20 protein-coding genes are annotated in these 24,470 nt (G+C 48.8%); 7 read left to right on the forward strand and 13 right to left on the reverse strand.

The genetic code is table 11. The annotated features are described in order from the left end of the window. Positions 1–9: 9 nt before the first annotated feature. The 10 genes from A1OO_RS13420 to A1OO_RS13465 all read right to left on the reverse strand — a co-directional run bounded on the left by A1OO_RS13420 (position 10) and on the right by A1OO_RS13465 (position 12,569). Entirely contained in the window at positions 10–1,353 is a 1,344-nt protein-coding gene (locus tag A1OO_RS13420) for a hypothetical protein (RefSeq protein WP_017003320.1), read from the reverse strand. A gap of 3 nt (positions 1,354–1,356) precedes the next feature. Then, positions 1,357–2,994 (reverse strand): amino acid adenylation domain-containing protein, encoded by a 1,638-nt coding sequence (locus tag A1OO_RS13425; RefSeq protein WP_017003321.1) that lies wholly within the window; start codon positions 2,992–2,994, stop codon positions 1,357–1,359. 155 nt (positions 2,995–3,149) lie between these two features. Then, a complete protein-coding gene (gntR, locus tag A1OO_RS13430; RefSeq protein ID WP_016960441.1) occupies positions 3,150–4,151 on the reverse strand; it encodes a gluconate operon transcriptional repressor GntR in 1,002 nt (333 codons plus the stop codon). A 228-nt stretch (positions 4,152–4,379) separates the two neighbouring features. Continuing rightward, positions 4,380–4,889, reverse strand: a complete 510-nt coding sequence (locus A1OO_RS13435) for a gluconokinase (RefSeq protein WP_016960442.1) — start codon at positions 4,887–4,889, stop codon at positions 4,380–4,382. Between the two features lie 75 nt (positions 4,890–4,964). After that, positions 4,965–6,281 carry a TRAP transporter large permease gene (locus A1OO_RS13440; protein WP_016960443.1) on the reverse strand — a complete coding sequence of 439 codons (1,317 nt, stop codon included), beginning with the start codon at positions 6,279–6,281 and terminating at the stop codon, positions 4,965–4,967. Beyond that, positions 6,274–6,834: a TRAP transporter small permease subunit gene (locus tag A1OO_RS13445; protein WP_016960444.1), complete on the reverse strand. Its 561-nt coding sequence runs from the start codon at positions 6,832–6,834 to the stop codon at positions 6,274–6,276. Before A1OO_RS13445 ends, A1OO_RS13440 begins: the two co-directional genes overlap by 8 nt. A gap of 77 nt (positions 6,835–6,911) precedes the next feature. Next, entirely contained in the window at positions 6,912–7,928 is a 1,017-nt protein-coding gene (locus A1OO_RS13450; RefSeq protein WP_017003322.1) for a TRAP transporter substrate-binding protein, read from the reverse strand. A gap of 401 nt (positions 7,929–8,329) precedes the next feature. Continuing rightward, entirely contained in the window at positions 8,330–9,823 is a 1,494-nt protein-coding gene (locus tag A1OO_RS13455) for a CoA-acylating methylmalonate-semialdehyde dehydrogenase (RefSeq protein WP_017003323.1), read from the reverse strand. Positions 9,824–9,840: 17 nt separating this feature from the next. Then, positions 9,841–11,001 (reverse strand): iron-containing alcohol dehydrogenase, encoded by a 1,161-nt coding sequence (locus A1OO_RS13460; RefSeq protein WP_017003324.1) that lies wholly within the window; start codon positions 10,999–11,001, stop codon positions 9,841–9,843. Further along, the gene (locus A1OO_RS13465) at positions 10,998–12,569 is read right to left on the reverse strand and encodes a BCCT family transporter (RefSeq protein ID WP_016960448.1); all 1,572 of its coding nucleotides are present in this window, start codon (positions 12,567–12,569) and stop codon (positions 10,998–11,000) included. Before A1OO_RS13465 ends, A1OO_RS13460 begins: the two co-directional genes overlap by 4 nt. A gap of 279 nt (positions 12,570–12,848) precedes the next feature. On the opposite strand from A1OO_RS13465, the gene A1OO_RS13470 reads away from it, so the two are divergent. Next, on the forward strand, positions 12,849–13,778 hold the full coding sequence (locus tag A1OO_RS13470; protein ID WP_016960449.1) for a LysR family transcriptional regulator: 930 nt from the start codon (positions 12,849–12,851) through the stop codon (positions 13,776–13,778). 156 nt (positions 13,779–13,934) lie between these two features. Next, positions 13,935–16,451, forward strand: a complete 2,517-nt coding sequence (locus A1OO_RS13475) for a CoA transferase (RefSeq protein ID WP_016960450.1) — start codon at positions 13,935–13,937, stop codon at positions 16,449–16,451. 93 nt (positions 16,452–16,544) lie between these two features. On the opposite strand, the gene nhaC is transcribed toward A1OO_RS13475, so the two are convergent. The 3 genes from nhaC to A1OO_RS13485 form a co-directional block, all read right to left on the reverse strand. After that, positions 16,545–17,975: a Na+/H+ antiporter NhaC gene (nhaC, locus tag A1OO_RS13480; RefSeq protein ID WP_016960451.1), complete on the reverse strand. Its 1,431-nt coding sequence runs from the start codon at positions 17,973–17,975 to the stop codon at positions 16,545–16,547. A gap of 415 nt (positions 17,976–18,390) precedes the next feature. Beyond that, positions 18,391–18,573, reverse strand: a complete 183-nt coding sequence (locus tag A1OO_RS23950; RefSeq protein WP_083248059.1) for a DUF4260 family protein — start codon at positions 18,571–18,573, stop codon at positions 18,391–18,393. Continuing rightward, a complete protein-coding gene (locus tag A1OO_RS13485; protein ID WP_016960453.1) occupies positions 18,554–18,994 on the reverse strand; it encodes a hypothetical protein in 441 nt (146 codons plus the stop codon). The genes A1OO_RS23950 and A1OO_RS13485 overlap by 20 nt, the downstream gene beginning before the upstream one ends. Before the next feature lie 390 nt (positions 18,995–19,384). On the opposite strand from A1OO_RS13485, the gene rbsD reads away from it, so the two are divergent. The 5 genes from rbsD to rbsK all read left to right on the forward strand — a co-directional run bounded on the left by rbsD (position 19,385) and on the right by rbsK (position 24,460). Next, on the forward strand, positions 19,385–19,804 hold the full coding sequence (rbsD, locus tag A1OO_RS13490) for a D-ribose pyranase (protein WP_016960454.1): 420 nt from the start codon (positions 19,385–19,387) through the stop codon (positions 19,802–19,804). A 23-nt stretch (positions 19,805–19,827) separates the two neighbouring features. Continuing rightward, complete coding sequence (rbsA, locus tag A1OO_RS13495) at positions 19,828–21,333, forward strand: ribose ABC transporter ATP-binding protein RbsA (RefSeq protein ID WP_016960455.1); 1,506 nt, start codon at positions 19,828–19,830, stop codon at positions 21,331–21,333. Next, positions 21,330–22,310, forward strand: a complete 981-nt coding sequence (rbsC, locus tag A1OO_RS13500; RefSeq protein ID WP_016960456.1) for a ribose ABC transporter permease — start codon at positions 21,330–21,332, stop codon at positions 22,308–22,310. The genes rbsA and rbsC overlap by 4 nt, the downstream gene beginning before the upstream one ends. A 101-nt stretch (positions 22,311–22,411) precedes the next feature. Next, entirely contained in the window at positions 22,412–23,290 is an 879-nt protein-coding gene (rbsB, locus tag A1OO_RS13505) for a ribose ABC transporter substrate-binding protein RbsB (RefSeq protein ID WP_016960457.1), read from the forward strand. 234 nt (positions 23,291–23,524) lie between these two features. Then, positions 23,525–24,460 carry a ribokinase gene (rbsK, locus tag A1OO_RS13510; RefSeq protein WP_016960458.1) on the forward strand — a complete coding sequence of 312 codons (936 nt, stop codon included), beginning with the start codon at positions 23,525–23,527 and terminating at the stop codon, positions 24,458–24,460. Positions 24,461–24,470 lie beyond the last annotated feature (10 nt).

Below are 24,470 nucleotides of genomic sequence, written 5' to 3' on the forward strand. Positions count from 1 at the left end.
TTCATGTCCTTAACTGTCCCAGATGGCGCCAAAAGCAGGTATGCCACGGCTTTCTAAACCGAACACAACTTGACGTGTAAGTTTTTGATTGGAAATGCAAATAACTGCTTCTGCATCAAACGCTTCGTAGGCAGCATAAGCCAATTGCACCATGTCAGGCTTACCTTGCTTATCGGTATCCCAGATCAGTGCATCGGGTTGTGCGGCAAGAATTTCGTCGACCAATTCATCACCATAGGTTTTGCGAGGGTCACGCGTTGACCACACCAGCTGAATCGGCAATTTTTGTGCTAACAAATGTGGTATACAAGGGCCAATACCGCTGCCCGTAGCGATATACACCACGCGTTTGAACAGTACTTCGATGTTTGCGACACCCGCGGTCGGGATGCCTTTCACCCATAGGTGACTCGGTTTGTCGTCAATCAGTTTCCCCGTCCAGTCACCAGCGCGGGATACGGTCAAGCGATAACCGGGTTCAGTTGGCGAAGGTACATTGGCAAAGTGGTGCCATTCAGAAAGTGGAGAGCGGCTTATTGCCATTGAAGAGCCCGCAAACGGGGTGACGCCGTAATTGAACTTCAGCAGCGCGACATGGCGTGAGGGCGTCGTGATAGAAACAGGCACTTTACGGAGGCGTAACCACGGTAACAGTATGCTGAATGTCATGATGCTGATGAGCCACATAGATGGTGTTTGCAGCATGCGAGCCAATGGAGTTAACTCGGGTTTGCTGTCCGCCGCAACCGCGAATGCCTGCACCCAAAACAAGATGAGGATTGACCACCCGGCAAAACGGTGTGTCCGCTCGAAGGCATTGTGAAACTTCTTCCGAATATTGGGCATGGCCATCGCGATGATCACCACCAATAAGCCAACAATCGCCATTGTGCTATACAGGCTGGTGGATGAGACGGATGAAGGGGCTTGATTGCGTTGATAAATCAGCGCACCAGTGAAAAGCGCAAACCATAACGAACCGTTTACCGCACAGCCACTATGAAGACCGCCGTGATGATAGATTTTGCCTAGATGCCAACGAACAGAAAGCGGCCAAGTGACGGGGGCGCGTGTCGCAAGCCAGAACAGTAAATTGATGATGTACTGTTGTCGAATCAGTATTGCAACGAAGAAGTTACTGATCACCATGTTGCTGAGGCTTGAGAGATCAATCTGGCTTGTAAAAAACCATTGTCCCTGCGTGACACCATAGATCAGCCAACCTAGATTGATCACAGACACCAAGATGATTAAGCGAACGTAATGTTCCAGTGCGGGATATTTCCACATGCGTTGCAGTAAACCCTGCTTGGCAGGTAACTCAGAATGGGAATGAGAGTAAGGAGCCATCATGGGTTATTCCTCTCCTGTCTTGTGGGACTTAACGTTGTTGTGAAACTGGTCATAAAGCGCCTTTAGTTCGCGTTTATCCACTTTCCCACGTGGCGTTAATGGCAGCGCATCGAGGGCCATGACACGCACAGGCACGCAATAATAGGGAAGGTTTTCAGCAACGTGGTTTATCGCTTCTTGTTCGTCAACATTGGCAGGAACAACGAAGGAAACGAGGTGGTCAGTGTCTGCTTTTAGGGTGACGGCCAAGCGACAACTAGGCAGTTGCTCAATCATGGCTGAGACAGCATCAAGCTCCACGCGAAACCCTTTCACTTTCACTTGATCGTCGGTGCGGCCATAGTGTTCAAGTTCACCATCTGGCGTCCATCTGCCAAGGTCTCGTGTTCTGAACATCACATGTCCATCGCCTAAAAAAGGATCCGCACGATATCGTGATTGACTGAGTTCAGCGTTAGCGAGATACCCTTTCGTTACGCAAACACCGCCCGCCCACATTTCACCCACGTCGCCGATTGCGCAGGGTTCGAGTTTTTCATTTAGCACATACACGGTGTTGTTTGGGGTAGGTTTGCCAATGGTCAGTGAGTCGCCAGGACGGTAAAGTTTGGCGGTATTGATGATGGTGGTTTCTGTCGGCCCGCAACAGTTATAGAAATCGCAGAATGCGCCCCAAGTATCTGCCAGTGGTTTAGGACAGGGCTCACCTGCAACGGCAACAACACTAACATCACGACACTTTTCAGGGTCAATCTGACTCAGTACCGATGGCGTGGCGACAATCACGTCGGCATTCATGGCGGTGTGCTCAATGATTTTGTCCCGAATTAGCAAAGTTCCGCCATGACACAGTGCCACAAACACTTCCCACGCTGACATATCAAACGCAATACTCAATATCTGCGCCACGCGTGTGCCCGGTTTGACACCAAGATTACCCGGTGTAGTCATCACAATATTGCAGACATTTTGATGCGTAACTTGCACACCGTTGGGTCTTCCAGTCGTGCCTGAGGTAAACAGAATAAAGCAGGTGTTCTGAGGCTTTGTTGGGCGTTTACCTGTTATGTCTAAAGAGCAAAACTCTTCTGATTTTAATAGATTATCCAGCTCAATTACCGCACAACCGTTGAGTGTAGGGAGGTCTTTTAGGTGTTGAGAAAGTGTCAGTACGATCTTAATGCGTGCAGTGTCAACGATATGTTCGAGCTGAGGGTGTGGGGCGACGCCAGCGTGCTGGGGCACATAATTGGCGCCAATTTTTAGGCATGCCATCAAACCAATCAACATAGGTATTGACCGAGTAAGGAAAAGGCCGACGGAGTCGCCAGGTCTAACCCCACGTTGCTGGAGAAATGTTGCGAGCTGTTCAGCGCTGTGATTAAGGGTTTGATAAGAAATAGAGCGATTGCCATGCATAGCGGCAATGGCATGGGGTGTATTCTCGGCGTGATATTCGAAAGCTTTATTTAGTGTATTGAACGAGGGCTTTTCTCGAGGGCCACGACCAAACTCAATGAATTTTCGAAGCTCGAAGGCATCGAGACTTGCCAGCGGTGAAATATTGAAGATGTTGTCATTGCCCGTTAGCAATGATTTTGGTGATGGCGGAAACAACGCCGAATTAAGTGAAACTGTCATCTTGATCTCCCTGACATCAGTGCTCCAAATTGCGCGAAGCGATCAGGAGTGATAGGGAGAATCTAGCGAACAAATCTCACAAAATTATCGCGGAGGGTTCGCAAAGTGTTAGTAATGGATAGAAGTCTGATTCATAAAGGATTCATGACGATAGATCAGAGGCTTTCACCGATCTCTATTTGGTAACCAAGGTCGATAGACGGTTTCCAATCTTCGTTGCCTTTTAGGCGATTGAGCAATTGCTCGGCAGCGACGCGTCCTACATCTTCCCTTGGCGTGACGACCGTCGCCAGTCTAGGCAGCATTGCTCGGCTGATATCCAAGCCGTGAAAGCCTGCGATGGCAATGTCTTCGGGAATACGAATATCACGGCGTTGGCACTCAAAGAGCGCGCCGATCGCTAAATCATCGTTGGTACAAAATATGCCATCGACATCAGGGTGGTTTGCGACCAACTCCTTGAGCAAGGTTGACCCTAAGGTAAACGAAGAGGCTTCCTCTGTTTGCAAGGTAATGGGCACTAATCCGCTGGCATTCATGGCGTCGAGATAACCCGCCATTTTCAGTTGCGTACGCTGATCCATGCGTGCGGCGAAATAGGCAATTTGCTTGCATCCTTTGTCCAGCATGGCCTGTGTCATGGCTTTGGCTGCTGCACCGTTATCAAATCCGACGGCTTGTTCAATGCAGGGAGAAATGGAGTCCATGATTTCGACCACAGGAATAGAGGCGGTTTCGAGCATCTTCCTCGATTTGTCTGTGTGCGTGGTTTGCGAAAGAATGATGGCGTCAACGTTGTAAGAAAGCAGTGAAGCAATACTTTGCTCTTCGAGTTCAGCGCTGTAACCGTAGTGAGCAATCATGGTTTGATAGCCAGCGGGCGCGGTCACCGATTCGATGCCGCGAATGACTTCAGCAAACACCTGATTAGTCAAAGAAGGCACGAGCACACCAATGGCGTTACTTTTTGCATTGGAAAGAATATCAGGGGCACGATTAGGAATGTAGCCAAGCGCTTCGACCGCCGTTTCAATCTTGTCTTTCAGCGCTTCTGATACCTGTGACGGGTCGCGAAGACAGCGGCTCACTGTCATTTTTGTTACGCCAACTTGGTCGGCGATATCTTGAAGTGTCGGTCTTTTTTTCTTACTCGCCATAATGAAATTCTAATCGCATCCTTTCACATATCGTGGTCGTTGATGTTACACCTTCGCGCTATTCCGCTCACCATTTTGTTGTGAGTGGCTCGTTTATACCCAAGCATCTTTAGGTTGTTTACGAATATGAGGTACTTAGGGCAATAACACTGTGCCGCCGTGTGAGCACCGGTTGCTAGAACTCAACTTCTTCTCTTGGCACATCACGCCAAGGCCAATCATGGAATATCAGACTGACTCATTGCTAGCGCCTCCTAGTGCGAGGATCACTTGATCTACTACGTCTTCCGATTGATGTGAAACGTCAATAAAAACGGCCTCATCTGCCGTGGGTTCAACCAAGGTTTCAAATTGGCTGCGCAGCATTTCTTCGCCGTTGAAGTAATGATCGGTACGCTTTTGGTGGCGAGACCAAATGGTGTCGAAATCTCCTCTGAGGTACACAATTGTCATGTCATCGTTGTTGAGGCGCAAAGTGTCGCGATAGGTTTTTTTCAGTGCAGAGCAAGCAACAACCAGCTCATCATTGTCGATGAATAATTGGTTCAATGTGGTTAGCCAACCGTGTCTGTCGGCATCACTTAGCGGAATACCCTGACGCATTTTTTTGACGTTTTCCTCAGGGTGGAAGTCATCACCATCATAAAAGGGAATAGCCAGTTTTTGTGCAATCAGGCTACCAATGAGGCTTTTCCCTGAGCCTGAAACGCCCATGAATAAGATTTTCTTAGGTTTCATTACAATCGTTATCCTCTTGCCTTTATCAATGCGGAAGGCACAAAAAAGTCACCGAGTGACCGGTTAGAAACGGCATCATTTCCACCACATAGCGAGTTGCGGAAAGGCGATGGTTAAGCCCAGCACAAGGATCTGAAGCGCGATAAATGGCAGCAGCGAACTGAAGATTTCGCCTAGACTGATGTCTTTTGGTGCAACGGATTTAAGGTAAAACGCCGCGGGCCCAAACGGGGGTGACAGGAAAGAAACCTGCATGTTTAAACAGAACACCACGCCAAACCAAATCGGGTCATAACCCAGCTCGGTGATCATGGGCACGAAGATCGGCATCGTGAGCAAAGCAACACCAACCCAATCGAGGAACATGCCCAGTACCAGCAAAATCAGCATCATGATCAGAAGCGTGGAAAGCGCACCACCGCCACTGAGGGAGAAGATCACATCACCGACAAAATCGATGCCGCCCATCAGATTGTAAATGCCGACTAAGGCACTGGCTCCGATGCCTATCCAAATGATCATGCCGCACGTACGCATGGTTGCGACGGCACTGTCTTTGAGCATGCTGTAGTTGAGTTCACCACGAATTGCCGCACTCGCCATGATGCCGATAACGCCGAGTGCCGAGGCTTCTGTGACCGACGCGATACCGGAATAGATACTGCCCAGCACTACCGCAACAGAGAGTAGCGGGAAAAACAGCGCCTTCATGTAGCTGATTTCCTCCTCTTCTTCCGCATCAGACGGAATGGTATCGGGCGCAAGTGACGGGTCTAAATAACAGCGGATCAACACATAAGCGATGTAGAAACTTGCCAGCAACAGGGCAGGCAAGAACGATGCTTTGAACAAATCACCGATGGAGACACTCGCGGTCATGCCATAAATGATGAGTACGATACTGGGGGGCAGCATGGTGCCGAGTGCGCCGCCCGCGCAGGTTGTACCAATGGCGAGCTTGCGGTTGTAGCCTAATCGCAGCATTTGAGGCAGCGCGAGAATGCCGAGTAGGACGGTTTCGCCGCCAATGACACCGCTCATCGAAGCCAGAATCACGGCAACAAGCAGAGTTTGAACCGCCACGCCGCCACGAACACGACGACCAATGATCCGCATGGCATTGAACAAATCTTTGGCAATCCCTGACCGATCTAAGATTGAAGCCATCAAGACAAACATGGGGACAGCGAGAAACACATAACCTGAAACAAAACTGTAGGTGCGGCTAGCAATCAAAGGCAGCGCATCAGGGCCAAACCAACCTAAGGTGAAAAACAAGGCGACAAAGCCAGTCACGAAGGCCAGTTGCATGCCAGTGAGCAGGAGAGCGACCATCATTGCCAGCATGAGAATACTGCCCCAACCGAGGCCGATTGCCGATAAATCAAACATCTTTCGACTTCCTAAAACGGGTGATTTCTTGAATGAGGTGCAGCGTAAACTGAATCACCAAAATGCAGAGTACGACGAAAATAAGCCCTTTGAGCAGCGCAGGGTAAGGGGCGTTTAGCACCGAACCTGATGTCTCAAGGCGAAGGTCTCCCCACGGTGCAAACCAAGATTCGTTGGCGGTGAGGTAGGCGGAATAAGTCAGCATGCCAGCGAAAGCGAGCCCAATAATGTGGTGGACGATGTTGAGGTATTGGCGTTTTCGAGGTGATACGGCGTCGTAGATCAGCACGACGCGAACGTGCTTGTTGGCCGCAAAAGCATAAATGCCACCGATGATGAACAAAGACCCACCAATAAACGAGGCCGTTTCATGCACCCAAGTCGTGGGCGCGTTAAAGGCGTAGCGCATGATGACTTCGTAAAACGAGATCAACGCGGTGACGATAAACAGCAAGCTGAGCGCGTCGCCGACACGAATAATGGCTCTGTCTAAAAAATTGCGCGGCTCGTCTTCATGGTGGCTGGCTTCAGCCTTGGCCAGTTTATTATCCATAACAATCTTGTCCTGAATAAAGAGGGCGTGAGCCCTCTTGAAATCCAATGGTTGGAAGGGAATCCAAACGAAGGGGGTTACAGCAAACCGTTAGATGTCAGGAACAGTGTGACCGAGTCATAAACTTTCTGAGCATTTGGCGAGCGTTCAGCAAACACTTTCCATTGGGTCTTCGCGATTTCGCGGAATTTCTTACGCTCTTCGCCAGACCAATCGTGAATGGTGATGTTTGGGTTGTTCTGCGCTTCGGTGACTGCCGCTTGGTCAGCTATTTTTAGCTGCGTGGTGATGTCGTAAGAGAAGTCTCTGACCGAGGTAGTCAAGATCTCTTGCAGATCAGCAGGCATGGCATCCCATTTCTTCTGAGAAATTGAAATGTCGATAAGTGGCAGTGAATGGAAGCCGGGTTGCACAGGGTGGGTAGCAATATCGTTCATGCCCGCTTTTTGGTTAGTGGAAAATACGGTGTAGTCCGCGGCGTCGATAACGCCCTTGCTAAGGCCAGTGAAGACTTCAGAGCCGGGTAAGTTAACCGGCGTTGCGCCTGCTGCTGCGAAGACTTGTTGAACTAAGCCTTCCGGTGCACGCAGCTTAAGGCCTTTCAAATCGTCAACGCCATTAAGTGGCTTTTTAGAGATGAAGGATTCAACGCCCGTGGTGGATGCGCCAATGAATTTCACGCCATAAGGGGCGTAAAGTTCGGTCATCAGTTCATTACCGCCGCCGTAGTTCATGTACTGCAGCAGTTGCGTGGTGTCTGACCATGCGCCAACCATGTTGCCAATCAAACCAAACGCAGGATCTTTGCCGGAGAAGTAACCTGTTGCTGTCACGTGACCGTCGATGATCCCCAGCTTGATAGAGCTTAATGTTTCAGTATGCTTAACAATAGAGCCGACAGGCAGAAGATCTATGTCTATTCTGCCGTTAGACATCAGTTCGACTCTTTCAGCCCACTCTTGCTGAAGCTTATAGTTGAGGTCCCCTGATGGGTCAGATGATTGAATTTTTAACGTAAAATCAGCGGCTAACGCTGATGCTGAAAAGAGTCCGGTGAGGGTGGCAGCTAACAAAGCTTTAGATAGCACTTTCATTTCAGAGGTATCCTTATGGGTTCCACGTTGACAAATAACAGCGTTTCCACTGATCGTTTTTTGGCCGGCTTGTTACTGATGTTACCGGTAACGTTGCAATAGTGTTACCGGTAACCTAAATCCGTTCCGAGATCTCGATCTCAATTTTATCCATTCATTAACAAATCATTTACGAAGTCAGTGCTCTCAATTGCCTGCGGTTTTATTCGCCAACATGGTGTCACACGCACAAGTGTTGTGTTTACAGCACAAAGAAAAACGCCCTAGGTCATCGAGACCTAGGGCGTTGCCTTTTTTAAACGTCTCAACCGCTACACTCCTTGCCATACGGACGAGGGACGTGACCTTTCCTGATGGCTATCGGGCTATCGGGCTATCGGGCTAAACGGCGGACGAAACGATCAAAGGGTTGTCATTGAAAACACCGCGCCTTCTCGAACGTTCGCCGATGGCCAACGCTGGGTAATGGTTTTTCTGCGTGTATAAAACTTCACGGCATCAGGTCCATAGGCGTGCAAGTCCCCAAATAAGGATTGTTTCCATCCGCCAAAGCTGTGGTAAGCAACAGGGACGGGCAGCGGTACATTGATGCCCACCATACCGACCTTGATGTTGTCTGAAAAATACCGCGCCGCCTCACCGTCACGGGTGAAAATGCAGGTGCCATTGCCGTAGATATGGCTATCAATTAACGCCATGGCTTCTTGCATGGTGTCCACGCGGACAATTTGCAGAACAGGGCCAAAGATTTCTTCTTGATAGCTCGTCATGGTCGGTAGGACGTTATCAATGAGTGTTGGGCCGACAAAATAACCACTTGCGTAGCCTTCAATAAATGGGTTTCTGCCGTCGACAACAATGGTTGCGCCGTCGTTTTCCGCAGAAGAAATATATCCTTCTACTTTTTGCTTGTGCTCACGGCTGATCAAAGGCCCAAAGTCATTGTCATTATCGTAAAACGCGCCAACGCGAAGCTTGGCGAGTTTAGGCGTGAGCAAGGCAGCCAATTTGTCTGCTGTTTCGGCGCCAACTGCGACCGCAACTGACAATGCCATGCAGCGCTCGCCGCATGATCCGTAAGCTGCGCCAACCAATTGATTGGCTGCGTTTTCGAGGTCGCAGTCTGGCATCACAATGGCGTGGTTTTTCGCGCCACCCAGTGCCTGACAGCGCTTACCATTCTGGCTGGCTTTTTCATAAATGTATTTTGCAATTGGTGTGCTGCCGACAAAGCTAACCGCTTCAATGCCATCGTTGGTGAGTAAGCCATCAACCACTGATTTTCCACCTTGAATGACCTGCATCACGCCATCAGGAAGTCCCGCTTCTTTGAGCAGTTTAGCGATGAACAATGAGGTGCTTGGGTCTTTTTCGGAGGGCTTGAGAATGAAGCAATTCCCACACACCAGTGCCATTGGGAACATCCAAAGCGGAACCATGGCAGGGAAGTTAAACGGTGTAATTCCCGCTACAACGCCAAGTGGCTGATGTTCCGACCAAGAATCAATAGCTGGGCCTACATTTTTGCTGAACTCGCCTTTGAGCAATTCAGTGGCGGAGCAAGCGTATTCCACATTTTCGATGCCGCGTTGCAACTCGCCCATGGCGTCATGCGCAATTTTCCTATGTTCTTCGCCGATGAGTTTGCAGATTTCATCTTTGTTTTCTTCAAGCAACTGCTTGTAACGGAACATGATACGTGCACGTTTAATTGCGGGCTGATCGCGCCACGCGGGAAAAGCGGCTTTGGCGATCTCGACAGCTTCATTGGTGAGTGCATCTGGCGCCAACAGCAATTCTCTGATCGCTTCACCTGTGGCTGGGTTGTAGACCCACTGTGTGTCTGTGCAGTCTTCGCGCAATTCACCGTTGATCAAATGTCCAATTTTTTCCATTGAGGGGCTCCTTTCTCTTAAGACCAAAGATGTCGATATAACGATTTCATTTCATCAGGGGTGGGTATTCTAGGGTTGTTTGATGGCGAACCAGACGCGAGCGCCTGTTCAATCATGGTCTCCAACACAGATTCAAACTCGTCTTGCGATACGCCAAACTCCGCCAATGTCGGTACATTGAGTTCTTGATTGATTGCGTCCAACTCTTCAACAAGTCGAGTGTTGGCAACGTCGATAGGGTCGCTTTCGGTGGCAAGACCCATCGCCATTGCACATTTTGCATAGCGCTCAGGGGCTTCTTCGATAGAAAACGCCGTGATGCTGGGTAAGAGCATGGCGTTAGAAAGGCCATGGGGCACATGGAAGAAAGCGCCGATAGGGCGGCTCATTCCGTGTACCAAAGCGACAGAGGCGTTGGAAAACGCAATGCCTGCCAACGTTGCACCACGCATCATGGATTCACGGGCGTTTGTATCACTGCCGGTGTGATAAACCTTGCGCAGATTTGGCGCGATCAAACGCATTGCTTCGAGTGCATTAAAGTCACTAAACGGGCTCGCTTTGCGGCTAACATAAGCTTCGATGGCGTGAGTGAGCGCATCAATCCCTGTGTCTGCAGTAATTCGCGCAGGCAAGGTCATGGTGAGTTCATAATCCACAATGGCAGCAGTAGGGGAGAACCCTAAACCCACGCACAGCATTTTTTCATCGGTAGCGTCATCCGTGATCACCGTAAACTTGGTGACCTCTGACCCAGTGCCCGCCGTGGTGGGGATGGCAATGATGGGCAACCCTTCTTCATTCACGATGCGAGGCACTTTGTAGTCACGCATCACTCCGCCAAATCGTGCAAGAATGCTGATGGCTTTTGCGCTGTCAATGGCACTTCCGCCACCCAGTGCAACAAGGCAATCAAAGCCGCCATCTTTGGCTATTTGTACCGCTTCATTCACTGAACTTGCGGTTGGCTCGGGGATGGTGTCGGCATAAACACGCGATTCAATATCTGCTTGAGTCAGCAGCGCTTGAACTTTGTCGGCATAGCCAAACTGAACCATGGTTTTATCGGTAATCAACAGCACACGGCTGGCATTCAAGTTTCTAACCATGTCGGGAACACGAGCGATAGCGCCGCCCCCAATTTCCATCATTCTGGGTAAGGTGACTGATACACTCATTCTGCTGCTCCTAATGCGTCAGGTTTTCCGGGAAGAGGTTCTCTACGTAGTGCTCGATAAAGGCCAATAGCCGTTGCAATGATCACGAACGAAAAGGGTAAGGCGGCGACAATAGAGGCCGTTTGCAGCGCACCCAATCCACCTGCGAGCAAGAGAACGGCGGCCACAAAGCCAATCGACATACCCCAAAAAATACGGTATCGAGTAGGTGGATGTTCGCTACCCATTGAAATAAGGGTGCAGATGACAAGTGTTGCGGAATCAGCAGAGGTGACGAAGTAGGTCACGAGCATAATGGTACAAATGGTGGCACCAAGGGTGGTGAGAATGGGGCCTACGTCCATCAGTTCTATGGTTGTAAACAAGGCAAGTGTGAGGTCGTCGTTGACCGCTTCCACTACACCTCCGCCGCCAAATAGCTCGATGTACATGGCGGTATTGCCAAAAATGGTGATCCAAAAAGTGGCGAGTAGCGTCGGCGCAATCAGCACGCCAAGCACAAATTCACGGATGGTACGGCCACGTGAGATGCGAGCAATGAAAACGCCGCAAAACGGTGCCCATGCAATCCACCATCCCCAGTAGAAGATGGTCCAAGAACCTTGCCAAGTGTGCGTTGGGTCAGGATCAACCCACAATCCGAGCGAAGTGAAGTTCAGTAAGTAGTCACCCAAGTTGGTGAAAAATGAACCAATCACGTAAGCCGTCGGGCCCAGAATAATGAAAAAAGCGAGCATGACGACAGTCAACTGCATGTTGAGCTCACTGAGGATCCTGATGCCTTTGTTAACACCCGTGATCACCGAAAACGTCGCGACCATGGAAATGACAATAATAATGACAACTTGTGTGACGGTATTAATTTCAATACCGAATAGGTAGTTCAAGCCAGCGTTCATTTGCTGAGCGCCGAGACCTAACGAGGTCGCAATGCCAAATACAGTGCCAAATACGGCAAGGAGGTCAGCGGCGTGGCCGATCGGGCCATAAATGCGATCACCGAGCAAAGGGTACAAGCCGGAGCGGATAGAAAGTGGGAGACCTTTACGATAAGAAAAGTATGCGAGGGACAGGCCACAAAGTGCGAATAAACCCCAACCATGAAGACCCCAATGGAAGATGCTAATACGCATCGCTACCTGCGCAGCCTCAATCGACATGGCATTTTCAGGAGAGATAAATGGGTTACTTTGGAGATGGTACATAGGTTCAGCGATACTCCAAAAAAGAATACCGATGCCGATACCTGCGCCAAACAGCATTGAAAACCAGGAAAAGAAACCAAATTCAGGTTTCTCGTCATCTTTTCCTAACCGAATGTTTCCGTATCGGCTAAATACAAGATAAATAGAGATAAATAAAAATGTGCTCATCAAGCCGATGTAGTACCACGCTAAATTTGTTGCAATGTAACTTTTCGAAGCCGAATAAACGCCACTGGCATGCTCTGGTGCTAATATGGTGTAAAGAACAAACAATATAATAAGTAGGGATGAACCAATTGCCATGACAGGATTAACGCCAGCAAAAATGCCTGTGCGTTTATCTGGGTTTATTTCTTGTTGCATTGCGATACTCCTTTCCAATATCTTTTATTATGGTTTTTAGTGATGGTCATCACATTCTGTCTTTATGGCTTTTTTTCGCTGGAACTTGAAAAATGTTTAGTGCTGTAAGTATTAATTTTCCTATCTCATTAAACTCCATGTTTATCGATTTTTGAGCAATCAAAAAAAACGAAGCCTATGGCATAAGAAAATTTATACGTGGTTTTCGTGTTTCGAATTTATTACGTCACATTCTGTTTTGATGGGTTACATTGAGAATATATAAGCAAGGACGTAAATATGAAAAAGAGACTTCCACCATTGAATTGGCTTCGTTCCTTTGAAGCGGCAGCAAGACACTTAAGCTTTACCCATGCATCACAAGAGCTTCATATTACGCAGGCTGCCATGAGCCAACATATCAAAGGATTAGAAAGCCAATTGGGCACCGCGCTTTTTGTGCGTCTACCCCGAGGGCTAGAGCTGACGGATGCGGGCTCTGCTTATATGCCTGTGGTTCATGAGTCGATTGAGAAACTGTCCGAAGTGACCGAAGAACTCTTTGGTCAAGGGCGAACCAAACTGCTTAATATACGTGTCAATATGGTGTTCTTCATTCATTGGCTGGCGCCAAGGCTACAGGGGTTCACGGATAGTCACCCTGAAGTAAATCTTAAGATTACCAGTAATATATGGGTGAACAATCGTACCGGTTCGAGCGATTGTGACTTGGAGATCACGCATGGCAACGGGCGTTGGCCACACCTCAATGCACGACGATTAACATGGGATACGTTGTACCCCGTGTGTAGCAAGCAATACGCAGAAACGCTGCCTTCTGGTTTCGCGCCGACAGCACTACTAAACGAAAAACTGCTACATGTTATTGGCTATGAAGATGGCTGGGGGCATTGGTTCACCAGTATGGGATTGCCTTATGCAGAGTTTGAGCATGGTAGCCAATTCGATACACTGGTCAATGCGCTGGAGGTTTCAGTCAATCATGGAGGCATCGCCCTTGGTCGAAGTAGTCTAGTTAAGCGCTATATCAATGAAGGTAAACTTGTTCGCTTATTTGAGACAGAGGTTGCAACGCGAGAGGCGTTCTATTTAGTGAATTCTAATTCAACGATTTTGCATTCACATGCGCAGTTATTTATCGATTGGATCCTAAACGAAGTTGGACGTGACGTGTCGAATAATTCATATCGAGAATTATATAGTCAATAAACTAAGGTCATTAATTTTTTATATACTAAGACCTAATTTTTATTAATAGTCTTCAATTAAATCGCAAACTATCATCGGAAGTAATGAAAGCTCCTCCCTTTGAAAAGGAGGGTTTCTCATTTCAGATAAATATGCCTATGGTAGGAGCGAAAATAAATGAGGAATACACTGCCGCTTGCCGGAATTAACGTTATCGACTTTGGGCAGTATATTGCTGGGCCAGCAGTTGCAATGATTCTTGCCGATTTGGGTGCAAACGTTGTTCACATTGATCCACCGGGTGGGCCCCTGTGGAATGATCCTGCAAATGCGGTTTTAAATAGAAATAAACTGTGTATTACGTTGGATTTAAAGACAAGAGAAGGAAGGGAGCAAGCACTGTCTCTTTGCGCTTCTGCTGATGTCATTATTGAAAACTTTAGGCCGGGAAAACTGTCCCAGTTGGGTATAGATTTGGACACACTTCGTGTGGCTGACCCAAGGCTCATTACTTTGTCTGTCCCTGGCTTCGCTTCTAACGATACGTTGAGAAGAGAGTGGAAAGCGACCGAAGCGGTTATTTCAGCAACATCCGGCGTATTCACGGACATGGGTTTCAATCGCGTACTGATGGGCTGCAACCCCAGCTTTTCACCGTTGGCACTTGGCTCCGCTTACGCCACCACACTCGCGGTAAGTGGCGTGTCATTAGCCCTGTATGCTCGCGAGAAACATGGGCGAGGTGATCACGTTGAAGTGCCAATTGCTGCAGCGTTGATGGAGGGCCTATCCTATAACTCCATTGTGATTGACAGCCTACCAGATCGATACCTCACTATGCGTGAGCGTGAAATAGCGTATCGTCGTGAGCACGGGCTGGAAATGGATGTCACCTATGAGGATCTGCAAGAATTCCTCGACCCTTTCTATCGCACCTATGAATGCAAAGATGGCCGCTTTTTTTATGTCGTCTGCCCATCACACCGTAACCATGCCAAGCGTTGCTTACAACTTGTGGGACTTTACGATGAACTGGTTGAAGAAGGGCTGCCTGATGTGACTGATTTGTATCAGCCAATGGCGGAATGGGAGGGAGAAACATCCATCGGTGTTTATCCTTTGCCGGCTAATTGGGCGGCGAAAATCTCTGAAAAAATGAAGCGGGTGTTTATCAGCAAAACCTCAGAAGAGTGGGGGAAGCTCTTTGGCGAAAATGGCATTCCTGGTGCTCCGCATCGCACCACACAAGAGTGGGTAAACAGTCAGCATTGTAATGAAGCCGGTTTAATCGTGACGGTTGAAGACGAAACCTATGGCCAAATGAAGCAGCCAGGGCCTTTGGTTTGGTTTGAGGAAATGGCTGATCAAATGTGCGACGTGTCCCCGAGTCGTAAGGGCGATTTCTCCGAGGCAGTGGACTTGTTCTCTCAACGCTCAACATTTTCTTGTGCCACACCTTCACATATCTCACCTCTTGATCTGGATGGCGGAGAGAAACAATGGCTCAACGGGGTGCGTATTCTAGATCTCACGAACGTGATCGCAGGGCCCCACTCCACGGCATTTCTAGGGCGCTTCGGCGCGAAAGTTACCAAGCTTGACCCAACAACACCGCTTTATGACCCCTTGATTGGTGTGCTTTTCAGCGTATTGTCCAACATAGGAAAAGACAGCCTGCTGATGGATATGTTGACTGACCAAGGCAAAGAGGTTTTTGAAAAATTGGTCAAAAATAGCGACGTGGTGGTGATCAATGCCCCATCACGACAAGTGGAAGCTTTGGGCTTGAGTGACGATCGACTTAAGGCGATTAACCCCGATGTTATTTTTTGTCGCTTAGATTGTTTGGGCGGCCCTCAACGCGGTGAGAAAACCGATTACATCGGCTATGACGATATCATTCAGGCAAACAGTGGCATCATGAGTCGTTTTGGCGGTGCACAAACGCCAGAAGAACATGCGCATCTTGGGACGCTGGATGTGAACTGTGGTTTTGCGGGCGGGTTGAGTATCGCCGTTGCGCTGTATCATCGTGAGAGAACGGGGCAGGCTTTGCGTGCAAGAACGTCATTGTCTTCCACCACCAATCTCGCTCAGATTAAATACTGCTATGACTATGCTGGTCGGCCGCCATTCAATGAACCATCAGGTCGAGAAGCGCTGGGTTACGGCAGTTTGTCACACATCTACCAAACCAGTGATGGTTGGCTGTACCTTGATGCGAGTGAAAACGACCTGCCAACCTTTGAGCTTCTCAAGCATTTTCAAGGGGTATCGTCGCTCGATGACGCGCAACGAAAAGCCTACTTTACCGATGCGTTAGCTAAGCAATCGAGTGACTATTGGATCAATACCTTTTGTGAACTTGATATTGCCGCGGCAGAAATCAAAAGTATCGAATGGCTACGTGAGCAATACAGCAGGAAAAATGATGATCGAGTGGGGAGCCACTTGGGCAGTTATGCATTCTCGATTTATGACCAGCACCCAAGCGGGCTAGAAACCACGATTGTTGACCATTATTCAATACGCCCGAACGAGGCAGAAATTATTGCGTTAAAGCAGACAGAACGATTTGGCGCATCAAGCCGCAAGGTGCTTGAAGCGTTAGAACTAGATGCTGGGGCGATTCAAAAGCTTGTTGATGATGGCATCGTCAGTGATGGATGGTCGAAGGTCTTCTTGCCGAATTAATGTGTTGTTCTCATTAGATGCAATATAAATGGCGCTCAAGGAGCGCCATATTTGTGTGTCTAAATCAAGCTCAAAACCAAGCGCTTATTCGAACTACAAATCACGTTCAACACTCGATTCACGTGGTTCATTGTCATCTGTTTTCCAGATAGTCCAGCCCATTACACCAAACAGTATGGTGACAAATGGCGAGAGGACACAAAAGAAATTAAACGGCAAGTAAGCCAGTGTTGCAACGCCCAACGTCGCAGCCTGATAAGCACCACCTGAGTTCCACGGTACAAGGTTGGCCGTCACGGTTGCTGAATCTTCCACGGCGCGTGAAAGGTTTTCTGGTGCCAGACCACGTTCTCGATATGCCTCTGCATAACTACGTGCTGTCATGACAATCGCCATGTATTGGTCACAAAGAATAAGGTTTGCGCCGATTGCCGTCAGTACCGTCGACACAATCAGTGAACCTGTGGACTTAGCGGCGGCAAGAATTTTGTCAGCGATAACGCGAAGCTGGTTGGTTCGCTCCATCACACCACCAAACATCATGGCGACGATGATCAGGCTAATGGTGTACATCATTGAATCCATACCACCGCGAGAGAGCAGAGAATCCACATCAGATACGCCAGTTTCAGCGCTATAGCCACCAAAGGCGACACTGGCGATCGCGTTGTAATCCGCACCTTGTAAACTTGCCGCACAAATGGCACCTGCGATCACACCAAGTGCAATACCGGGAATGGCGGGCATTTTTTTATATGAGACGACAAGGACAATCAGAAGAGGAAGGAATAACACAGGGTTGATAAAGAAAGAATTGTCTAAGGTCGTCAAAATGGTGTTGATGCGCTCAATATTACCGCCACTGGCGCTGTATTGCAGGCCGAGCACCGTTTCAATAATCAAGGTTATCGTTATCGTCATCCCAGTGGTGTAGGACATGTGCTTGATGTGGGTAAACAAGTCAGTCCCCGCCATGGCGGGCGCAAGGTTAGTGGTATCAGACAATGGTGACATTTTGTCACCGAAGTAAGCACCAGACAGCACCGCACCTGCAACAATAGGCAGAGGGAAATCTAGCCCGCCGCCAACGCCCATCAGTGCCACACCGATTGTCCCTGTTGTGCCCCAGCTTGTCCCTGTCGCCAAAGAAGTCACGGCACAGATGAGGACGCACGCAGGGAGGAAAACTTCAGGGGCAAGGATTTTCAGGCCGTAGTAAATCAGCGTTGGGACGACGCCCGCGAGTATCCAAACACCAATGAGCGAGCCGACGATCATCAAAATAATCATCGCGGGTAGGGCATTATAAATCCCGTTTACCATGCCTGCTTGAATGTCTTTCCACGTGAATCCGCAACGCAGCGCGATGACACAGGCCACTATCACGCCCAATAACATTGGGATTTGTGGGTCAAGCCCGTACATGACAATCGACACACTAATACCGAGAACGAGTGACATTAGCGAGATAATGGCTTCCCATAAGTGCGGCGCTCTCGCGCCTTCAGGAATATCCGTCTTCATGTTACCTCCAGTTATTTTGTTTTTTTGATCTGAAAGAACCGAGAACTCGTCGCGTGAAAAATGGATTCTAAGCAAAAGAAGATCCACGCAGAGAGAAAGCGGTTTCTTAGATGATGCACGGGTGTAGACGAGCCGTACCTTGGACTTAATTCAGTCGGGCACCACTTTTCTCGTTTTTGGCGGGAGATCGTATCCGTCATTGGAAACCCTCTTTGGCAGCAAATTTGAATGCTCCAAAGAAAACAACACATGCTTATTATTGTTAGAGGGAAAACCCTCAGTGCTTTTTGACTAAGTCACTTCACACTATGTCTCATGTGGCACAAAGGGGGTGTTGTAGAAGCGAGACGTGCAGAGGTTTTTTTACATTGGGGAAATGACAGGTGTGCATTTCTGTTGAAAGCGAGAGATAGCGTTATGATTCAGAGTGCTTAGTTGGCTTGCAAATATGCCCAAGATGGGTGGAAGAGAAGGCATCGCTGTCTTTCAAACCGTCGCCAAGCGTGCGATCAAAACCGATGTAAGCAAACCAAATTGGGCTGTCACAGAAGACGTGACATTGACGAAGATCTTGGTGTTTAGTGGAGAACCGCCATATTGATAAACGTCATGCTCTCGCAGATCTCGATGGCCTGTGCGTAGTCGGCTTCATCGTCGACATAGATACCAAGTTGTATGTAGCTTGAGTGCGAAAACACAAAGCAATACACAGAGGCCACGCTATAGTCGTTGGTTTCTTCAAACAAACGATAACGATAAAAAATCAGACCGTCTTTCTCCGTTTGATGCACGTCGAACGCCTTTTCGGCTTGTTCCTCGACCACCCAAGTTATTGCATCTTGTTGAGTTTCTACAGGGTCAATGTCCCAAACAGAACACCAAATAGTTAGCCCTGATTTCCAGATCACCAAGTCTTCATCTTCAATTTTGCTCTGAAAAGTGGACGGTAGTGTGATGGTCCATTCGTTGGTGAGAGGATAAATGCCTGAGATAGTAGGGTATTCATTATGATCGTGCATGTAAGTAAAAACGCCTGCGGCTATATGATAAAAGAGGTTGCTTGGGTATAGAAGCCTATCATTGAAGACGCTCTGCCGCCTCTTAATACAGTGTATTTGTGCCACAACATGGGTTTGGTCTTGTTTTCATGTATACCCAAACCCATTCTCGTTGAACAAGTCTCTTTCGGTGGCTTAGATATAACCCCTTAAAGTGAAATAGCTCAAATTTTCCTGCCAATGATCGACATGTATGACGATCAAAATCACAGCTCTTCATTTCGGATAAAGACCCATCGAAACGTTTCGATTACTGTCATCGAAAAGTTTCGATGGTGATGTGAATACGCCTCCATCGACAGGTAGAAAACCCTCACTCTGCGCGAATCATCGCGATGACAAGGTAAAAGAATGAAAAAAAGTACCCTGCTTAATTCAGACATTGCGCATTTAGTCTCCACCTTGGGGCATACCGACGAATACACCATTTGTGATGCGGGTTTGCCCATTCCCCAGCATGTGCCTCGTATCGATTTGGCGTTGACCCATGGCGTTCCCGGTTTTCTGGAAACGGTGCGCGTGGTGCTGACTGAATCCCAAATTGAAGGCGTGATCATTGCGGAAGAGTTTGCCTCAGTAAGCCCTGAATGCCACGTCGCGCTGCTCGCCGAGATCAAACAAGAAGAAGGGCGTTGCGGCAAAAGCATTGCGATTCAATACCTTTCACATGAGGCATTTAAACAGCGCACCCACAGCAGCCATGCGGTGATTCGCACCGGTGAATGTACGCCATATGCCAACGTCATTTTCCAAGCTGGCGTTGTGTTCTGATCCGAGCGAAATGAGGATAAACCATGACTCAAGCAATATTGCAGCTCAACGAAATTGAAAAAGCCTTTCCCGGCGTGAAAGCGCTGGATAAGGCGAGCCTGAATGTGTACCCCGGACGTGTCATGGCGCTGATGGGCGAAAATGGCGCAGGAAAATCGACGCTGATGAAGGTGCTGACGGGTATTTATGCCCTCGATGGTGGCACCATTCATTACGAAGGCAAACCTGCTGCGTTCAAAGGCCCTCGTGATTCGCAGCAAGCCGGTATCAGCATTATTCACCAAGAACTGAACTTGATTCCTGAACTGACCATCGCGGAAAACATTTTTCTTGGTCGTGAATTCACAAGCTCACTGGGTCGCGTTCTGTGGAATGAAATGTTCGCAGAAGCGGATAAATTGCTCGCGCGTTTGAACGTGAAACATAGCTCGAAAACCTTGCTCGGCGCGTTAAGCCTGGGCGAACAGCAAATGGTTGAAATCGCCAAAGCGCTGTCGTTCCAATCCAAAGTCATCATCATGGATGAACCAACCGATGCACTGACTGATACGGAAACTGAATCCCTGTTTACCGTGATTAACGAGCTTCGCGATCAAGGCTGCGGCATCGTTTATATCTCACACCGTCTCAAAGAAATCTTCACCATTTGTGATGACATAACGGTGCTGCGCGACGGAAAATTCATCGGCGAATGCAAAGTGGCTGACACCGACGAAGACGGCCTGATCGAAATGATGGTGGGGCGCAAGCTGGAAGAGCAATACCCACGCATCGCTGTCACCCATGGTGATACTTGCCTAGAGGTGATGGGCGTATCTGGTCCAGGTGTGAAAGAGGTGAGTTTTACCCTTAAACGCGGCGAAATTTTGGGCGTGTCGGGCTTGATGGGGGCGGGTCGTACTGAACTAATGAAAGTGATTTACGGTGCGTTACCTTTGCACAGTGGTGACATCAAGCTAAATGGCAAGTTGGTCAACCCGATCAGCCCGCGTGACGGACTCGTCAACGGCATTGCGTATATCTCAGAAGACCGTAAAGGCGATGGGCTTGTTCTCGGCCTCTCCGTGAAAGAAAATATGTCGATTTGCTCGCTAGACCAGTTAAGTAAAGGCATGCAAATCAATCACAGCGACGAAGTGATTGCGGTGGATGATTTTATTCAACTTTTCAATATAAAAACCCCAAGCCGAGACCAACTCATTGGCAATCTATCCGGCGGCAATCAGCAGAAAGTGGCGATAGCCAAAGGTTTGATGACCAAACCTCGCGTGCTTATTCTCGACGAGCCAACACGGGGCGTGGATGTGGGCGCCAAGAAAGAAATCTATCAACTGATTAATCGGTTCAAAAGCGAAGGCACCAGCATCATTTTGGTGTCGTCAGACATGCCAGAAGTACTCGGCATGAGCGACCGCATCATGGTGATGCATGAAGGCCGTATTACCGGTGAATTTGACGCCAAACAGGCGGACCAAGAAACACTACTCGCTTGCGCGGTAGGTAAACACGTTAAGAAGGATGCAGCATGAGTAGCAACGCCGTAACCCAATCCGATTCTGATAACAAAAAACTGTTTAGCAAAGCGTGGTTGATTGAACAAAAATCCCTGATTGCGCTGCTGCTCCTGATTACCGTGGTGTCGTTTTTAAACCCCAATTTCTTTACTGTCGATAATGTGCTCAACATTCTGCGCCAGACCTCGATTAACGCCATTATTGCGGTGGGGATGACGCTAGTGATCCTTACGGCTGGGATTGATTTGAGTGTTGGCTCAGTGCTCGCGCTTTGTGGCGCGTTTGCCGCCAGTTTGATAGCCATGGAAGTGCCTGTGCTGGTGGCGGTGCCAACGGCGTTGTTTGCTGGCGCCGTGTTAGGTGCCATCAGTGGCATCATCATTGCCAAAGGCAAGGTGCAAGCCTTCATCGCGACATTGGTCACCATGACGCTGTTGCGCGGGGTGACCATGGTGTACACCGAAGGTCGTCCAATCTCAACGGGCTTTACCGACACTGCCGATGCATTTGCATGGTTTGGTACGGGCTACGCCTTGGGGATTCCTGTCCCTGTTTGGATCATGGTCGTGGTGTTTGCCGCGGTTTGGTATTTGCTTAACCATACTCGCTTCGGCCGCTATATCTATGCGTTGGGCGGCAATGAATCCGCCACACGCCTATCAGGTATTGATGTCGATAAAGTCAAAATTGGTGCCTATGCGATTTGTGGTTTTCTGGCAGCGCTAGCGGGCATTATCGTCACCTCGCGTCTGTCTTCTGCGCAACCGACTGCGGGTATGGGCTATGAGCTAGATGCCATTGCTGCGGTTGTTCTTGGTGGCACCAGTTTAATGGGCGGTAAAGGCCGCATCATGGGGACCTTGATTGGCGCGCTAATCATCGGTTTTCTCAATAACGCCCTGAACCTGTTAGACGTTTCTTCCTACTTCCAAATGATTGCCAAAGCTGTGGTGATATTGGCGGCGGTCATGGTTGATAACAAAAATAAGTAACACCTCAATTTTTCAATTAAACGAACGTGTAGAACAAGCGCCTGAACCCTACCTCTCAGGCGCTAATTAAAACGAGAAAAGAAACTAAAAAGGAACGTAAAATGAAAAAATTATCGCTACTTATCTCCGCGGCTTTGCTGTCTTCAACCGCTTCTATCACTGCACACGCGCAAGACACCATGGCAATTGTATTATCCACGTTGAACAACCCTTTTTTCGTGACAATGAAAGACGGTGCTGAAGCCAAAGCACAAGAGTTAGGTTACGACCTGATTGTGTTGGACTCGCAGAACGATCCAAGTAAAGAGCTTTCCAATGTGGAAGATCTCACTGTGCGCGGTGTGAAAGCTATTTTGATTAACCCAACAGATTCGACGGCGGTGTCAAACGCAATTCGTATTGCGAATCGCAGTGGCATTCCTGTGTTTACCTTGGATCGCGGCGCAGCCCGCGGAGAAGTGGTCAGCCACATTGCGTCTGACAACGTTCTGGGCGGCGAAATGGCGGGGCGCTATATCGTCGAAAAAGTCGGCGAGAAAGCCAAAGTGATTCAGCTAGAAGGCATTGCGGGCACATCCGCGGCGCGCGAGCGTGGCGAAGGTTTTGCCAATGCGGTTAAAGCCAGCCAAATGGAATTGTTAGCAAGCCAACCTGCGGATTTCGACCGCACTAAGGGCTTGAACGTGATGGAAAACATGTTGGCTGCCAATCCTGATGTGCAAGCCGTGTTTGCGCAGAACGATGAAATGGCGTTGGGTGCGTTACGCGCTGTTCAGGCATCAGGCAAAGACATTCTGATCATCGGATTTGATGGCACAGATGATGGTATCGCGGCCGTGAAACGTGGCAAGCTAGGTGCTACCGTGGCTCAACAGCCTGACCTCATTGGTGCTATTGGCGTCGAAATGGCAGACAAAATGCTGAAAGGTGAAGCGGTTGAGAAATCAATTCCTGTGCCTTTGAAAGTCATTACTCAGTAATTATTGAACTAATCACTAGCGGGTCTTCTCTTTTCAATTTAAAACCCTTGGCTTACCGCCAATTGAGAAGAGAAGATTCCTATTTCATGCAGAACAGAGCATCAAGCTGCGACGTTACACAGGCAAAGAATGAGAAAGCCGAACGATTTGGGGTTTGGGAATACAAACATTAAATCCTTCCGTTTTCCTGCTAAATACAACAATAAGGCTTTTAGATAAGCCGAGGATAGTGCAATGAACAAGTTAGTGGTTTTGGGTAGTGTTAATGCCGATCATGTGCTTCAAGTCCCTTCTTTTCCGCGCCCTGGCGAAACGCTTCACGGCCGTGGTTATCAAGTGATTCCTGGTGGTAAAGGCGCGAATCAAGCTGTGGCCGCTGCGCGCTTGAAGGCTGACATTGGTTTTATTGCGTGCGTGGGCGACGACCCGTTTGGGGTGAATATTCGTGAGAGCTTTAAATGTGATGGTATCAACATCGCGGGCGTGAAAATGCAGGCGGATTGCCCAACGGGCATTGCGATGATTCAAGTGTCTGACAGCGGTGAAAACAGCATTTGTATCTCTGCAGAAGCCAACGCCAAACTCACCGCCGACGCCATTGAACCGGATTTGGCGCGTATTCGTCAGGCGGATTACTTGTTAATGCAGTTAGAAACGCCCCTCGATGGTATTGAGCGTGCGGCGCTGGTGGCCAAAGAGCATCACACCAAGGTGATTTTGAACCCAGCCCCTGCGCGTGAATTACCTGAAAGTTTGCTGGCGTGCGTGGATATTATTACGCCCAATGAAACAGAAGCCGAAGTGCTGACTGGCATCAAAGTAGACAATGAAACTAGCGCCAAAAATGCTGCTGATAAGTTGCATGACAAAGGGATTGAAATCGTCATGATCACTTTGGGTGCGAAGGGCGTTTATGTCAGTCATCAAACCGCCAACCAGCAAAACAGGGGCAAAATTATTCCAGGGTTTCGCGTAGAAGCGACAGATACTACTGCGGCAGGTGATACCTTTAATGGCGCATTCGTGACTGGTCTAATGGAGTCTATGCCTTTAGAATCGGCGATTAAGTTTGCGCACGCAGCGGCAGCCATTTCTGTCACGCGCTTTGGCGCACAAACCTCCATACCGACTCGTGAAGACGTTGACGCGTTTCTGGCAAACCAAGCGTAACTGCCATCCG

Origin of the sequence: Enterovibrio norvegicus FF-33, from assembly GCF_000286835.2 — a bacterium.
Classification (GTDB): Bacteria; Pseudomonadota; Gammaproteobacteria; order Enterobacterales; family Vibrionaceae; genus Enterovibrio; species Enterovibrio norvegicus_A.

What these genes read in the sequence shown, in the direction of transcription:
- A1OO_RS13420 (WP_017003320.1), bottom strand. Translation starts at nt 1,353, where the DNA reads ATGATGGCTCCTTACTCTCATTCCCATTCTGAGTTACCTGCCAAGCAG.
- A1OO_RS13425 (WP_017003321.1), bottom strand. Translation starts at nt 2,994, where the DNA reads ATGACAGTTTCACTTAATTCGGCGTTGTTTCCGCCATCACCAAAATCA.
- gntR (WP_016960441.1), bottom strand. Translation starts at nt 4,151, where the DNA reads ATGGCGAGTAAGAAAAAAAGACCGACACTTCAAGATATCGCCGACCAA.
- A1OO_RS13435 (WP_016960442.1), bottom strand. Translation starts at nt 4,889, where the DNA reads ATGAAACCTAAGAAAATCTTATTCATGGGCGTTTCAGGCTCAGGGAAA.
- A1OO_RS13440 (WP_016960443.1), bottom strand. Translation starts at nt 6,281, where the DNA reads ATGTTTGATTTATCGGCAATCGGCCTCGGTTGGGGCAGTATTCTCATG.
- A1OO_RS13445 (WP_016960444.1), bottom strand. Translation starts at nt 6,834, where the DNA reads ATGGATAATAAACTGGCCAAGGCTGAAGCCAGCCACCATGAAGACGAG.
- A1OO_RS13450 (WP_017003322.1), bottom strand. Translation starts at nt 7,928, where the DNA reads ATGAAAGTGCTATCTAAAGCTTTGTTAGCTGCCACCCTCACCGGACTC.
- A1OO_RS13455 (WP_017003323.1), bottom strand. Translation starts at nt 9,823, where the DNA reads ATGGAAAAAATTGGACATTTGATCAACGGTGAATTGCGCGAAGACTGC.
- A1OO_RS13460 (WP_017003324.1), bottom strand. Translation starts at nt 11,001, where the DNA reads ATGAGTGTATCAGTCACCTTACCCAGAATGATGGAAATTGGGGGCGGC.
- A1OO_RS13465 (WP_016960448.1), bottom strand. Translation starts at nt 12,569, where the DNA reads ATGCAACAAGAAATAAACCCAGATAAACGCACAGGCATTTTTGCTGGC.
- A1OO_RS13470 (WP_016960449.1), top strand. Translation starts at nt 12,849, where the DNA reads ATGAAAAAGAGACTTCCACCATTGAATTGGCTTCGTTCCTTTGAAGCG.
- A1OO_RS13475 (WP_016960450.1), top strand. Translation starts at nt 13,935, where the DNA reads ATGAGGAATACACTGCCGCTTGCCGGAATTAACGTTATCGACTTTGGG.
- nhaC (WP_016960451.1), bottom strand. Translation starts at nt 17,975, where the DNA reads ATGAAGACGGATATTCCTGAAGGCGCGAGAGCGCCGCACTTATGGGAA.
- A1OO_RS13485 (WP_016960453.1), bottom strand. Translation starts at nt 18,994, where the DNA reads ATGCACGATCATAATGAATACCCTACTATCTCAGGCATTTATCCTCTC.
- rbsD (WP_016960454.1), top strand. Translation starts at nt 19,385, where the DNA reads ATGAAAAAAAGTACCCTGCTTAATTCAGACATTGCGCATTTAGTCTCC.
- rbsA (WP_016960455.1), top strand. Translation starts at nt 19,828, where the DNA reads ATGACTCAAGCAATATTGCAGCTCAACGAAATTGAAAAAGCCTTTCCC.
- rbsC (WP_016960456.1), top strand. Translation starts at nt 21,330, where the DNA reads ATGAGTAGCAACGCCGTAACCCAATCCGATTCTGATAACAAAAAACTG.
- rbsB (WP_016960457.1), top strand. Translation starts at nt 22,412, where the DNA reads ATGAAAAAATTATCGCTACTTATCTCCGCGGCTTTGCTGTCTTCAACC.
- rbsK (WP_016960458.1), top strand. Translation starts at nt 23,525, where the DNA reads ATGAACAAGTTAGTGGTTTTGGGTAGTGTTAATGCCGATCATGTGCTT.